We start from the raw sequence: 13,470 nt of genomic DNA, 5'->3' as shown, positions 1-13,470 counted from the left end.
GCCAACGGCGCCTAGGACAACGGCTGTCCGTCGAGTCCCAGTCGGCGGACGCCGCGCGGCGAAAAGGTCATCGGGCCGGTCCAGCCCCGCCGTACGAGGGCGATCTGGGACGGCAACGGGGTCGCCGGATCGACGGCCCTGCCGCGGGACCAGTTCTCGAGCAGCCCCTCGGTCGTCCCGACCGCGGACACCACCATGGTGACCTTCAGGTCCCCGTCACCCCAGGTGTTCCACAAGGCCCACCCCTCCGGGCGCGGCGGGACACCGAGCCGTGCACACACCTCGTCGTAGGTGTCGTCCGTCCCGGCGGGCATGCGTCCGGGCTTCAGCACGGTGGCACCGACGAGCCTGACCGGGGAGCGGCCTTGCTCCACACAGCCGTCGCCGTCGAAGTGGTACCTGTGCAGCGCCCGGGCCAGTGCGTTCACGCTGCACCGGAGCGGTGTCGCGTCGTCCGGTTCCGCCGAGGGCTCGAACGAGAGCCACCCTTCGTCGGCCGCCTCGACGGTGACCCGGTGGGCGAGGCGCTCGATCTCCCGGAGGTAGTCCGGTTCGCTGAGCTCAGGTGCGGTCATGGCCGGCAGTCTCGCACCGGGCCGTGCTCCGCCGACACGCGTTTTCGACGCCGCCCACCAGCAGAAGGGTCCAGGTGTATTGACCCGCAGGGTTGTTGACGCGGGTCAATACACCTGGCCGCGTCGGCGGGCGCGGGTGTGTGGGCCGCCGAAGCTTGGCGGTGGGCCGCCGTTCGGCTCTCCGCCGAGGAGGATTCCGCCGAGGACGGCCCCGGCGAGCCCGCTCGTGTGCTCGGCCGTTCCCGCCATCGGATTGCCGTGCAGACGTACGTCCTGCTCGGCGAGCCCACGGGCCTGCCGGGCCAGCGCGTCGGCGGCGAGCAGATCGGCGAGCTCCTGATACGGCCCCCGCCCGGCCGGTGCCGACGGCGGGGGAGCCAGCAGCCGCTCCGCCTCCGCCAGCCGGATCCGGGCGGCACTCCCCACGGCCCCCCGATGCGTCCCCACGACATCCCCCGCACCGCCGACGGCACTACGGGCAACGAGCAGAGCGCCGGCCGGCATCACCCCGGCCCGCCCCGAGACGAGGGGCGCGACGGCGCCGACGATCCGGCGGAGCGCGTCCAGGGGGTCGTACGGGCCCGCGGTGAGTTCTTCCCGTACGGCGGCCAGGGCGAGGTCGGCGTGGGTGATGCGGGCGTGCAGTTCGCCTGGGGGGACGGTGGCGGTCAGGGGGGCAAGGGGTTCATCAGGGGGTGGGGCGGGTGCCCCGGGTGACCCATCAGGTGGCCTGCCTACCGTTGCCGCTGCCCTGCCCGGCGATACGTCCGCATACGCGCCCGCCACTGACCCCGGCTCACCTGGAGAGACCGCCCCCTCCGCCTTCCGCGCCCCGGCGATCTCCACCTCCCCACCCGTCAACCCGGCCGGCACCATCGCCGCGGCCGTGGCCAGGTCCCCGGCGAGCCGGTCGATGCCGTCGACGAGGGCGGCGGCCTGGGCGATGGCGCCCTCGGCGGAACGCAGATGCCGGATCGCCCGTTCGCCCTCTCCCAAATCCTCCGTCTGACGGGCCTGGTTGAGCCGTGACGTGGCGAACACCAGGCGGTCCTTGGCCTGTTCGACATGGCCCAGGACGCCGGCGGTCACCGAGGGGGCGTACCGCTTGGCGAGGTCGGTGAGCGTCGCGTCCGCGGCCCCCGTACGCCCGGCCAGCTCACGGAACCGCGCCTCGGCGACGTTCAGCGCCTCGCCCAAGCCGCCCTCCAACCCGCGCAGTTGGTCGAACCCGGCGGCCTGCCCGTCCAGCAGCCGTCCCGCCTCCTGGCACCGCCCCACGACGCCCACGAGCGCATGCCGCCGCGCTGCATCGCCCTCCGGCACGCCCTCGTCGTACTGCTGCCGCATCCGAAAAGCGGCCGCCAGCTCGGCCTCCGCGTCCCGCAGGGCCTGAGCGAACGGCCCGACGGCCTCGCCTCCGAACCGGGCCTCGGCGAAGTGGAGTTCCTCACGACTGACGCGCACACAGTCGTCGGCCTCGACGAGTGAGGCCCGTGCCTGCTCGTCGAGCTGGGCGATCGACGCCTCGGGAGGCCGCACGAGTACCCCGCCGGGCGTCGTACGACTCCGCGCCCGCCGTGTCCGCCGTACATACCCGTACCCCGCGAGCACGACCGCCGCGCTCGCCACGAGGATCGGCAGGACGAGGTCGGCGGCGGAGGTCTCGTCCTCGTTCTCCCCCTGCGCGACGGCGCCCGCGACGGGCCCGCCGGGAGAGACCGCAACCGGAACACCCGTACTGATCGTCATCCCCGGCAACACCAGCCACACCACCCCGGCCAGCACGCCCAGCAGCGTGTGCAGGACCCGCACGGATATGTGAGCGGGGACCCGCCGCGGCCTGCCCCGAATCAATAGTGACGTCACATTTTGGAGCGTATGAGCAGGAATGCGGCCGCGCGACCGGGGTGCGTCAGGGGTGGGCCGGAGTGGCGGATGGCGACGGATGAGGGGATGCCGGGATGGAGAGGGCGGGGCACATGGGGGCGACGGGGGCGGGCGAGCCCGCGGGGACGGGGCCGGGCGCGACGCCGAAGGGTGAGGCGGCCGAGCCGGCGGTGTCCACCCCCGTTTCCAACGAGCACCCCCCACCTCCCGCACCCGCCAACGAAGAGCACGCCCCACCAGGGCCACCCGCACCCGACAACGAAACCCGCACGGGTGGTCCGGGCGGGAAAACTCGGCGTTCACACCCTTGGCGTCGCCGCGCAACCCGCACGCTCCTGATCCTGGTCCTCGCCCTTCTCCTCCCCCTCCTCTCCACCGGCCTCGCCCTACGCCTCAACTACACCGGCGACCCCGCAGAAGGCACGTACACCAGAGGCCGCGACGCGATCTGGCTGGGCCACGCCTGGGTCGACGGTCGTAAACGCGACGCCGACATCGACGCCCTCGCCGCCCGCCTGAAAGGCACCGGCATCCGCGACCTGTACGTCCACGCAGGCCCCCTGGAGCACAACGGAACCCTCCCCAAGTCGTCGTACCTCAGGGCACGTTGGCTGACAGAAGCTGTACACGCCAAGATCCCCGGCGTCCGCGTCCAGGCCTGGCTCGGCGACAAGCTCGCCACCGAGACCCCGGACGGCATGCACCTCGAAGACGAAGCCACCCGGAACGCCATCGTCCGCTCCGCCACCCAGATCCTCGACACCGGCTTCGACGGCGCCCACTTCGACCTCGAACCCCTCCACTCCGGCGACACCGACTACCTCGACCTCCTCGACAACCTGCGCGAAGTCACCCGCGCCCACGACGTCCCCCTCTCCGTCGCGGCCCACCAGATCGACCCGCTCCCGGCGCTGCACTCCGTCGCCGACACCCTCACCGGCCACCCCAAATGGTGGTCGCAGGAGTTCTTCGGCCAGGTCGCCCGCCGCGTGGACCAGATCGCGGTGATGTCGTACGACACGATGCAGCCGTTGGAGAGTCTGTACGGCGGCTATGTCGCCCAGCAGACCTCGCTCGCCCTGGAGGTCACCCCGCCGTCCACCGACCTCCTCATGGGCCTGCCGTTCTTCCACGAGAACAAGCTCGGCCACCGCGCCGCCGCCGAGACCGTCGCCGCCGCCGTCCGCGGCACCCGCCTCGGCCTGTCCCGCACGGACGCCGACCGGGCCAACTTCGGCGTGGCCCTGTACGTGGACTTCGCCGCGACGGAGGAGGACTGGACGGCGTACCGCAAGGGCTGGGTCCGCTAGAAAACCGCCTGCGGCCGGGCCACCCCCGCTGCGACGAACAACCACGTGACCGCCGCCCGCAAGCAACCCGCCCGCAAGCACCTCACCCGCAACGACTTCGCCCCCCTCACCCGCACCGCCCTCGGCCCCACCCGCACCCTCACCGCCATAACCCTCCCCCACTCTCGGCTTCGCTCGAGCGGGGGGACCCCCATCGCGGCGGCACGAAGAAGGGCGTCTACCGCCTCACCTGCGACGACGACACCACAGCCATCGCCTACGTCTGGTCCGCGGACGAGGACTACTGGAACGCCGGCCCCTCCGACCCCCGCGACCCCTTCTCCCACGGCACCGGCCTCGGCCTCCTCACCGCGGCGCACGACCGGCTGACCGAGGCCGGCGTGCGCACCCCGCGTCTCCTGCACGCGGATCCCACCCACACCCACCTCCCCGCGGACGCCGCGGTCGTGGAGGACCTCCCGGGCCCCACCCTGGAGGACCTGCTGGCCCGCGACCCGCACGCCGCCCCCGAGGCCCTGGCCCGCATGAGGGACCTGCTCGACCGACTGCACGCCTGCACCGGCCCCCGCCTCGGCAAGGTCGCCCACGTCGACAACGGCGGTACCTCATACGACAGTTCGTGCGAGCGGCGCGTCCTCGACGGGGCGTTGCGCGACCTGGGCCAACTCGTCGACCGTGAGCCCCGCGTCGCCGCAGTACACACCCAACTGGACGAAAGCCTGCGGAAGCCGGCCGCGGAGGTCCGGCCCCGCACCAACCGCCGCCTCACCCTCATCCACGGTGAACTCGGCGGCGACCACGTCCTCCTGACCGCCGACGGCGACCTCGCCCTCATCGACATTGAGGGGCTGCTGTACTTCGACGTCGAGTGGGAGCACGTCCTCCTGCGCCAGCGCTTCGGTCCGCACTACGACGCTCTTCGCGCCCCCGGCCTCGACGAACACCGACTGCGGCTGTACCGTCTCGCGATGCACCTGTCCCTCGTCGCCGGCCCCCTGCGCCTCCTCGACGTCGGAGACTTCCACGACCCGGCGTTCCTGCGCGCCATCGCGGAGGACAGCCTCGATCAGATCCTGACCCTGACCCGGACCTTCGTGGAGCGCGCATGACCCTGCACGGGCTGCTGGTGACCCTGGCCGTACTGGTCGTGACGGCGGGTGCCGTGATGGGCGTCGCGGCGATCAGGAGGGGCTGGGTGCTGCCGTTCGGCAGGCGCAGGGTGCTGCGGCCGAAGCTGTGGGGGTACGGCATGCTGGTCAGCTCCGTCGGCATGACCGGCTACATGTCCGCCGGCCCCCTCGACCTCTCGCTCAGCGCCTACGCCACCGTCGCGTTCACCGGCCTGGGAGTGTTCTTCGTCGGCGTGATCCTGCAGCTGCTGGCCCAGCGCCCGGGCCGCCGTACCACCTCCTGAACAGGCCCTAGGAAGACCGCCTCCCGATCTTCGACCCCAGCCACACCAACGGGTCGTACTTCCGGTCGACAGCCCGCTCCTTCAAGGGGATCAGCGCGTTGTCCGTGATCTTGATGCCCTCGGGGCAGACCTCCGTGCAGCACTTGGTGATGTTGCAGTAGCCGAGACCGTGTTCGTCCTGGGCCGTGCTCTTGCGGTCCAGGCCCGTCTCCGCGGCCGCGTCCAGCGGGTGCATGTCGAGTTCCGCGACCCGCATCAGGAAGCGCGGGCCGGCGAACGCCGGTTTGTTCTCCTCGTGGTCGCGGACCACATGGCAGGTGTCCTGGCACAGGAAGCACTCGATGCACTTGCGGAACTCCTGCGACCGGTCCACGTCCTCCTGCATCATCCGGTACTCGCCGGGGCCCACACCCTCCGGTGGTACGAAGGACGGGACCTCCCGCGCCTTCGTGTAGTTGAAGCCGACGTCCGTGACGAGGTCGCGGACCACCGGGAACGCCCTGAGCGGCGTCACCGTGATCGTCTCCTCCCGCCCGAACACCGACATCCGCGTCATGCACATCAGCCGCGGCCGCCCGTTGATCTCCGCCGAGCACGAACCGCACTTGCCTGCCTTGCAGTTCCAGCGCACGGCCAGGTCCGGTGCCTGCGTGGCCTGGAGGCGGTGGATGATGTCCAGCACCACCTCGCCGTCGTTCACCTCGACCTTGAAGTCCTCCAGGCCGCCGCCCTTGACGTCGCCCCGCCAGACCTTGAAGCGGGCCTCGTAGCTGCTCACTCGTAGAGCTCCTCTTCGGCGAGGTACTTGACCAGCTCCTCCTTCTCGAAGAGGGCGAGCAGGTCGGGGCGGATGGGGTCGGTGGTCTCGCGGGTGAGGGTGATCTGGCCGCGGACCGGGTCCGTCGCCGCCAGTCCGCCCGTCGGGTCGGTCAGCGCGCACAGGAGGTTGAGCCGGCGCCACTCGCGTTCCATGGTGGGGTGGTCCTCGCGGGTGTGCCCGCCGCGCGACTCCGTGCGCTCCAGTGCCGCCCGGGCCACGCACTCGCTGACCAGCAGCATGTTCCGCAGGTCGAGGGCGAGGTGCCAGCCCGGGTTGAACTGGCGGTGGCCCTCGACGCCGGCCCGGCGTGCCCGTACCCGTAGCTCCGCCAGCTTCTCCAGGGCCTGAGCCATCTCGCCCTCGCGGCGGATGATGCCGACCAGGTCGTTCATGGTCTGCTGGAGTTCCTGGTGGAGGGTGTACGGGTTCTCCGGCGGGCGTCCGGTGTCCTCCTCCGGCTCCCCCGGCGCGGGACCCTCCGCCGAGAACGGGCGCAGTGCCTCCGCGGCCGCCGCGTCGACCTGCGTGTCGTCGACCTCGGGGCGTTCGAAGGCCAGCGCCGCCGCGTACTCGGCCGCGTGCCAGCCCGCCCGGCGTCCGAACACCAGCAGGTCGGACAGTGAATTTCCACCGAGGCGGTTCGAGCCGTGCATGCCGCCGGCCACCTCGCCCGCCGCGAAGAGGCCGGGTACGCCCCGTGCCGCCGCCGTGTCCGACTCGACCGCGATGCCGCCCATCACGTAGTGACAGGTGGGCCCGACCTCCATCGCCTCCGCCGTGATGTCCACGTCCGCCAGCTCCTTGAACTGGTGGTACATGGAGGGGAGCCGGCGCTTGATGACCTCGGCCGGCATCCGTGTCGACACGTCCAGGAACACGCCGCCGTGCGGGGAGCCGCGGCCCGCCTTCACCTCGGCGTTGATGGCCCTGGCCACCTCGTCGCGGGGGAGCAGTTCAGGGGGACGCCGGTTGTTGTCCGGGTCGTCGTACCAGCGGTCGCCCTCCTCCTCCGACTGGGCGTACTTCTCCTTGAAGACGTCGGGGATGTAGTCGAACATGAACCGCTTGCCCTCGGAGTTGCGCAGCACCCCGCCGTCGCCGCGCACGGACTCGGTGACGAGGATGCCCTTCACCGACGGCGGCCAGACCATGCCCGTCGGGTGGAACTGCACGAACTCCATGTTCAGCAGGGGCGCCCCGGCCAGCAGCGCGAGCGCGTGGCCGTCGCCCGTGTACTCCCACGAGTTCGACGTCACCTTGAAGGACTTGCCGATGCCGCCCGTCGCGATCACCACGGAGGGTGCTTCCAGGACGAAGAAACGGCCGGTCTCACGGTCGTAGGCGAAGACGCCGGAGACCCGGCCCGCGGCGGAGCCGCTATTGGATGCTGTGTCCTTCAGTACCCGGGTGACCGTGCACTCCTGGAAGACCTTCAGACGGGACTCGTAGTCGCCGGTCTCCTTCTTGTCCTGCTGCTGGAGCGAGACGATCTTCTGCTGGAGCGTGCGGATGAGTTCCAGGCCGGTGCGGTCGCCGACGTGTGCCAGGCGTGGGTACTCGTGGCCGCCGAAGTTGCGCTGCGAGATCCGGCCGTCCTTGGTGCGGTCGAACAGCGCGCCCCAGGTCTCCAGCTCCCACACCCGGTCCGGGGCCTCCTGGGCGTGCAGTTCGGCCATCCGCCACTGGTTGAGGAACTTGCCGCCGCGCATGGTGTCGCGGAAGTGGACCTGCCAGTTGTCGTGCTCGTTGACGTTGGCCATCGCCGCCGCGATGCCGCCCTCGGCCATCACCGTGTGCGCCTTGCCGAACAGCGACTTGCAGATCACCGCCGTACGGGCACCCCGCTCACGCGCCTCGATCGCGGCCCGCAGCCCGGCGCCGCCGGCACCGACCACGACGACGTCCCACTCCTGCCGGTCGACCACGGACATCAGAACAACCTCGGATCATCGAAGACACCGGACGCGACGAGATAGACGTAGAAGTCGGCGAGCGCCACGCTCACCAGGGACGTCCAGGCGAGCAGCATGTGGCGGGCGTTCAGCTTCCCGACCCACTGCCACATCCGGTAGCGCACGGGGTGCTTGGAGAAGTGCTTGAGCTGGCCGCCGACGATGTGCCGGCAGGAGTGGCAGGAGAGGGTGTACGCCCAGATCAGCACGATGTTGACCAGGAAGACCAGAGTGCCGAGGCCCATGTGGCCCCACTCGTAGTGCTCGTCGCGGAAGGCGAGCACCGTGTCGTAGGTCAGGATCCCGGCGACGACGATCGCGGCGTAGAAGAAGTAGCGGTGGATGTTCTGCAGGATCAGCGGGAAGCGGGTCTCGCCGGTGTACTTCTTGTGCGGCTCCGCGACCGCGCAGGCCGGGGGCGACATCCAGAAGCCCCGGTAATAGGCCTTGCGGTAGTAGTAGCAGGTCAGGCGGAAGCCGAGCGGGAAGATCAGGATGATGATCGCGGGGGAGAGGCCCCACCAGCTCCCGAACAGGTCGGCGTTCGGCCCGGCGCGCATGGGCTCACAGTTCTCCGCCAGACAGGGCGAGTAGAACGGCGAGACGTACGGCGCCGCGTAGTAGTCCGCGTCGGCGAAGGCCCGCCACGTCGAGTAGACGACGAAGGCCAGCAGGCCGGCGGCGGTGGCGGCGGGGGCCAGCCACCAGCGGTCGGTCCGCAGATGCGGGGCGGTGATCGCGGCGCGCGTACGGGTGCGTACGCCGCCGCTCTTCGGTTGGGGTTCCGTACCAGTGGCCAATGCATGACTCCGGTCGGTGTCGGGGGCGCTCAGTGCTCCGGACCGTGATGCGCGCCGAGGCCCTCGTCGTCGGTGTCGACCCACAGCGAGTCGTCGTACGGCGTGTCCGGGATGGTGACGAGATCGGGGCGCTTCTGCGTGGCCGGCTTGTCAGCCGCCTCGCGCAGCAGCGCGACGCTCTCGCGCAGGTGGTCGGCGTCGACGTGGACCCGGCGCATCTCGAGCCCGGCGCTGCCGATCTGCTGTTCCAGCCGCCCTACCGAGCGGAGCACCTCCTCGAGGTGGCGCTGGACTGACGTCAGTTCATCGTGCACGGACATGACTTGCCCTCACTTCCGCGGGTTCTGAGGCCCAAGGCGGCAACGTTCATGCGCCTGCGAGTGTTGCGCGTCACACCCAGCCATGTGAAGGGATGTGCATCGATTGGCGGATTGCACGCCTCCTTCACACGCCCGTGCACCCCGCTGCGCGCCGGGCGCCACCCGTTGTGCGTTGCTCCACACGGGTGAGCTTCCCGCCCTCCGTCGCCGTGTCGCCGTCGGCTGAAGAACCCTTTCCTCTTCAGTGGCCGCATACATCTGATCAGCTCTAAATACCCCCAAACGTGATCATAACTCCCCGCTCTCACGTTGGGGCGGCTCCCCGGAGGTAGCAGAGATGTCCTACGACGGCGTCGGCCTGTGCGCGGTCATGCGCTCGGTCGCCTTCCTCACCGCGGGCGCGCTCGCGGTGCCCGCGCTAGCCGGCTGCAGTTCCGAGGATCCGGCGGGCAGGCCACTGGCCGGACAGGACATCGCCCCCGCCGTCCGCGCCCAGGTCGCCGACGGCGGCACCCTGCGCTGGGCCGTGGACGCCGTACCGGAGACGCTGAACACCTTCCAGGCGGACGCCGACGCCGCCACCACCCGCGTAGCGCAGGCCGTGCTGCCGTCGATGTTCCGGGTCGACGCGAACGGGCGGCCGGAGCGGAACCCGGACTACCTGGAGTCGGCCAAGGTCGTCGAGACCGAGCCCAAGCAGGTCGTCCTCTACAAGCTCAACCAGGCGGCCGTCTGGAGCGACGGCCGCGAGATCGGCGCCGCCGACTTCGCCGCCCAGTCGCGCGCCCTGTCCGGCAAGGACACCGCCTACTGGACCGCCCGCAACGCCGGCTACGACCGCATCGAGAAGATCGAACGCGGTGCCAACGACCTCGAGGTCCGGGTCACCTTCGCCCGGCCGTACACCGACTGGCGCTCCCTGTTCTCGCCGCTGTACCCGAAGGACGTCATGGGCACGCCCGACTCCTTCAACGACGGCGCGCGCCGCAAGCTCAAGGTCACCGCCGGTCCCTTCACCTTGAAGAAGGTCGACCGCAAGGCCGACCAGGTCACCCTCGCCCGCAATCCGCGCTGGTGGGGCCACCGGGCCAAGCTGTCCGAGATCGTGCTGCGGGCCGTACCCCGCGACAAGCGGGCCGCCGAGCTGGCCGCCGGCAAGCTCGACCTGGCCGAGATCGACCCCGAGGCCGTCCGGCGCATCACCCTCGCGGCCGGTCCCCGGAGCACCGGCACCCCGCTGATGGGCCCCGGCAGCGACCGCACCGGCGCCGACGCCCTGCGCCCCCCGGCCGTGTCCAGCGGCTCCGACAGCGAGGCCGCCGACGAGGAGACCGGCGCCCGCGAGAAGCAGCGCGGGGCTGTCGCCCAGTACGCCCGCCAGCAGACCGCCCTCCAGGGCTTCGAGGTCCGCAAGTCCCTGGAACCCGCCTACACCCAGCTCGCCCTCAACGGCGCCGACGGCCCCCTCGCCGACGAGCGCGTCCGCCGCGCCGTCGCTCGCGCCCTCGACCGGGAGGCCCTCGCCAAGGCCGTCCTGCGCCCCCTCGGCCTGCCCGCCGAGCCGGTCGGCAGCCACCTCGCGCTGGCCGGGCAGGCCGCGTACGCCGACAACAGCGGCGCGCTCGGCGGCCAGGACACGGCCAAGGCGCAGGCGCTGCTCGCGGACGCCGGCTGGGTGCGGGGCGGGCCGGTCAAGGAGGAGAAGAAGGAGGGCGAGAAGGCGGCCGGCTCGAAGGGCGAGAAGGGTGCGAAGGCCGAGAAGGAGTCGGCGGGCGGCGACGACGGCACGTACATCGTCGGCGACGACGACAAGGCGGGGGACGAGACCGGCCGCGAGCAGGACAAGGAGGTCAGCGACGAGGACGCCCGGAATCACGCCCAGGACGGCAGGCAGTACGCCAACCAGAATCTGAAGCAGGGAGGCGCCCCCGGCGCGTACGCCCCCAAGGGCACCGCCGCCCCCGCCGGCGCCGAGATCAACCGGCTGGCCAAGGACGGCAAGGCCCTCACCCTCCGCTTCGTGCTCCCGTCGGGACCGGGCTCGCAGGCGCTGCATACCGTGGCCGACCGGATCTCCCGCATGTTGGCGAAGGTCGGCATCCGCACCGAGACCGCCAAGGTCGCCGACGAGAGCTACTTCAAGGACCACATCGCGTCCGGCCAGTACGACCTCGCCCTGTACTCCTGGCCGGCGTCCGCGTTCCCCGCCACCGACGCCCGCCCGATCTACGCCAAGCCGGTCCCGGCCGCCGACGGCTCCCTGAACGTCGAGCAGAACTACACGCGGGTCGGAACCGACCAGGTCGACCAGCTCTTCGACCAGGCCCTCTCGACGCTGGACGAGAACGAGAGCCGCGGCCTGATCCGCAAGGCCGACGCCCGGATCTGGGCGGCGGCAGGCTCGATCCCCCTCTACCAGCGCCCTCAGCTGACGGCCGCGAAGAAGAACGTCGTGAACGCCGGCGCCTTCGGCTTCGAGACCCCGGTCTACGAGGACATGGGCTTCCTGGCGAAGGGGGCGAAGGCGGCGGCGAGCGCGTCGCCGAGGAAGTGACGGTCTTGGTGGGGAACTACTGCATGATCGGGTGATCCTGTGGCCGCTCCGGGGCGGTGGGGCCCCTACGGTAATAGCGTCGATGCTATGACATGGGGTACCGTCGAACTGGAGCCGGAGGCTGCCGACTGGCTGGCCGGGCTCGATGACAAACGCTGGGCGCAAGCTCTCATGCATCTCGACTTGCTGGAGCAGCGGGGAGTCCATCTTGGTGAGCCGTACACACGTCAGCTCGACGGCAAACTCAGAGAGCTGCGCTTCTACTGCGGCGGCGAGCGCGTAAGGATCACGTACTGGATCGCTTCGGGACGCCGCATCATCATGCTCACTGTGTTCCGCAAGACGAGGATGCAGGAGTTCGCCGAAGTCGAGCGGGCGCGCCAGGCCATGAAGCGATGCCAGGCGGAAGGCCACACCGTGGACGAGGAGGAGCTGTGACGGAGACCAGGCGAACCGGCCTCGCAGAGGCCCGCCGGGCCCGGGCCATGACTCCCGAGATCGAGGAGGAGTACGCGGCGGCACAGTTGCGCTTCGCTCTCGGCGAGGCGGTCCGCAAGCAGCGCCAGGACCTGGGGCTGTCACAGCAGGAGCTCGGACGCCGGGCGGGCATGACCCAGTCGGCCGTGGCACGCTTCGAGGGTGGCGGCACCGTACCGACGATTCCTGTCCTCGACCGCCTCGCCCGGGCCCTCGGGCTAGAACTGAGAGTGGAGCTGGCGCAGCAGGCCAGGAGCGCATGACCGCTGCTCTCATTGGACAGGCGGGCCCGCATGCGGCAGTTCGCCCGCCTGATCTCAAGCGGGTTGACGGCGGGACCACGAGCCCTTCAAGGACTTGTAGCCCAAGACCCACGCCCGGATCTGGGCGGCGGCGGGCTCGATCCCCCTCTACCAGCGCCCTCAGCTGACGGCCGCGAAGAAGAACGTCGCGAACGCCGGCGCCTTCGGCTTCGCGACCCCCCTCTACGAGGACATGGGCTTCCTGAAGAAGGGGGCGTAGCCGCCGGCGAGCGCGTCGCCGTCCGACGGCTGACGTATCGCCATAGCTCAGAGATCTCTCAAAACGCTTGCCGCCCGTCCCCGGCGCCCGCACCATGATGGCAACAGTGATCATGGGGTGGGCGTCGACCGCGTCCGCGTCTCGGGGGAAGAGGAGCCGACGTATGCGCGGCATCACACGGAGGACCTGTGCGGCGGGACTGGCCGCGGTGGTGATGGTGGCGGGGCTGACCGCCTGCACCGGCGGTACGGACGACCGGGCCGAGGCCTGCACGGACGGGACGTACACCTGGTCCGGCGTCCAGCGTTCGGAGAAGCTGACCGAGCTCGCCGACCCGATCTTCTTCGAGAAGACGACCGCGTCGTACTCGGCCAAGCTCAAGCGCGTCGACGACACGGTCTACCGGCCCACGGTGAGCGTCCCGCCCAAGGGCGTCGACGCGGCCGGCGTGATCAAGGCGCTGGGCAGGCACCTGAAGGTCGAGGAGCCGCTCGCGGACCCGACCGAGACGTACGGACTCGAGGACGAGCATTACTTCGAGTCGGCGACCGGAGACCACAAGGGCGCGTACTACGCGTGGGGCTACATCAAGCTGGTCGACGCCGACTTCACGTACACCTGCGGGAGCGGCGAGCCGATCAAGGGCCATGTACGCACGTGGGACGGGACCGGCTCCGGCTTCCTCCCCTGCGCCTCAGAGCCCTCGGACATCACGACCGGCCGTGACGCCGCCGTCCGGACCTGCCCGGAAGGATCCCCGGCCACCAAGGCCGCCTGACCCGATCCGGCCCGGCGAGCCCTTGCCGCTGCGGCCACGTACCATGGGGTAAGGCCGTGGC

13 protein-coding genes are annotated in these 13,470 nt (G+C 70.8%); 7 read left to right on the top strand and 6 right to left on the bottom strand.

The genetic code is table 11. The features are described 5' to 3' along the window. Positions 1-11: 11 nt before the first annotated feature. Together AQJ91_RS06525 and AQJ91_RS06520 are read right to left on the bottom strand one after the other, a co-directional pair. Positions 12-575 (bottom strand): hypothetical protein, encoded by a 564-nt coding sequence (locus tag AQJ91_RS06525; RefSeq protein WP_067017356.1) that lies wholly within the window; start codon positions 573-575, stop codon positions 12-14. Positions 576-680: 105 nt separating this feature from the next. Next, positions 681-2,324: a hypothetical protein gene (locus AQJ91_RS06520; protein WP_234381906.1), complete on the bottom strand. Its 1,644-nt coding sequence runs from the start codon at positions 2,322-2,324 to the stop codon at positions 681-683. A 230-nt stretch (positions 2,325-2,554) separates the two neighbouring features. Between AQJ91_RS06520 and AQJ91_RS06515 the strand changes: the two genes are divergently transcribed. From AQJ91_RS06515 to AQJ91_RS06505, 3 genes are all read left to right on the top strand, one after another. After that, positions 2,555-3,772: a glycoside hydrolase family 18 protein gene (locus tag AQJ91_RS06515; RefSeq protein WP_079084725.1), complete on the top strand. Its 1,218-nt coding sequence runs from the start codon at positions 2,555-2,557 to the stop codon at positions 3,770-3,772. Between the two features lie 380 nt (positions 3,773-4,152). Continuing rightward, complete coding sequence (locus tag AQJ91_RS06510) at positions 4,153-4,881, top strand: phosphotransferase family protein (RefSeq protein ID WP_234381852.1); 729 nt, start codon at positions 4,153-4,155, stop codon at positions 4,879-4,881. Continuing rightward, positions 4,878-5,186, top strand: coding sequence for a hypothetical protein (locus tag AQJ91_RS06505; protein ID WP_067017352.1), 309 nt, complete (start codon positions 4,878-4,880; stop codon positions 5,184-5,186). Before AQJ91_RS06510 ends, AQJ91_RS06505 begins: the two co-directional genes overlap by 4 nt. Positions 5,187-5,193: 7 nt before the next feature. Here AQJ91_RS06505 and AQJ91_RS06500 read toward each other — a convergent pair whose 3' ends face one another. The 4 genes from AQJ91_RS06500 to AQJ91_RS06485 are packed head-to-tail and all read right to left on the bottom strand — an operon-like array spanning position 5,194 to position 9,078. Then, entirely contained in the window at positions 5,194-5,964 is a 771-nt protein-coding gene (locus AQJ91_RS06500) for a succinate dehydrogenase/fumarate reductase iron-sulfur subunit (RefSeq protein WP_067017347.1), read from the bottom strand. Beyond that, positions 5,961-7,937: a fumarate reductase/succinate dehydrogenase flavoprotein subunit gene (locus AQJ91_RS06495; RefSeq protein ID WP_067017346.1), complete on the bottom strand. Its 1,977-nt coding sequence runs from the start codon at positions 7,935-7,937 to the stop codon at positions 5,961-5,963. Before AQJ91_RS06495 ends, AQJ91_RS06500 begins: the two co-directional genes overlap by 4 nt. Then, on the bottom strand, positions 7,937-8,758 hold the full coding sequence (locus AQJ91_RS06490; protein ID WP_067017345.1) for a hypothetical protein: 822 nt from the start codon (positions 8,756-8,758) through the stop codon (positions 7,937-7,939). The genes AQJ91_RS06495 and AQJ91_RS06490 overlap by 1 nt, the downstream gene beginning before the upstream one ends. 29 nt (positions 8,759-8,787) lie before the next feature. Next, the gene (locus AQJ91_RS06485) at positions 8,788-9,078 is read right to left on the bottom strand and encodes a hypothetical protein (RefSeq protein WP_067017344.1); all 291 of its coding nucleotides are present in this window, start codon (positions 9,076-9,078) and stop codon (positions 8,788-8,790) included. Between the two features lie 337 nt (positions 9,079-9,415). On the opposite strand from AQJ91_RS06485, the gene AQJ91_RS06480 reads away from it, so the two are divergent. From AQJ91_RS06480 to AQJ91_RS06465, 4 genes are all read left to right on the top strand, one after another. After that, on the top strand, positions 9,416-11,632 hold the full coding sequence (locus AQJ91_RS06480; RefSeq protein WP_067017342.1) for an ABC transporter family substrate-binding protein: 2,217 nt from the start codon (positions 9,416-9,418) through the stop codon (positions 11,630-11,632). Between the two features lie 87 nt (positions 11,633-11,719). Beyond that, complete coding sequence (locus tag AQJ91_RS06475; RefSeq protein ID WP_079084724.1) at positions 11,720-12,070, top strand: type II toxin-antitoxin system RelE/ParE family toxin; 351 nt, start codon at positions 11,720-11,722, stop codon at positions 12,068-12,070. Next, positions 12,067-12,372, top strand: a complete 306-nt coding sequence (locus AQJ91_RS06470) for a helix-turn-helix domain-containing protein (RefSeq protein ID WP_234381850.1) — start codon at positions 12,067-12,069, stop codon at positions 12,370-12,372. Before AQJ91_RS06475 ends, AQJ91_RS06470 begins: the two co-directional genes overlap by 4 nt. Positions 12,373-12,794: 422 nt before the next feature. Further along, positions 12,795-13,409, top strand: a complete 615-nt coding sequence (locus AQJ91_RS06465; protein WP_107122361.1) for a hypothetical protein — start codon at positions 12,795-12,797, stop codon at positions 13,407-13,409. Positions 13,410-13,470 lie beyond the last annotated feature (61 nt).

The organism is Streptomyces dysideae (assembly GCF_001514305.1).
Lineage (GTDB): Bacteria > Actinomycetota > Actinomycetes > Streptomycetales > Streptomycetaceae > Streptomyces > Streptomyces dysideae.
The sequence above is the reverse complement of the archived record's forward strand: the minus strand, read 5'-3'. Positions and strand labels throughout refer to the sequence as shown.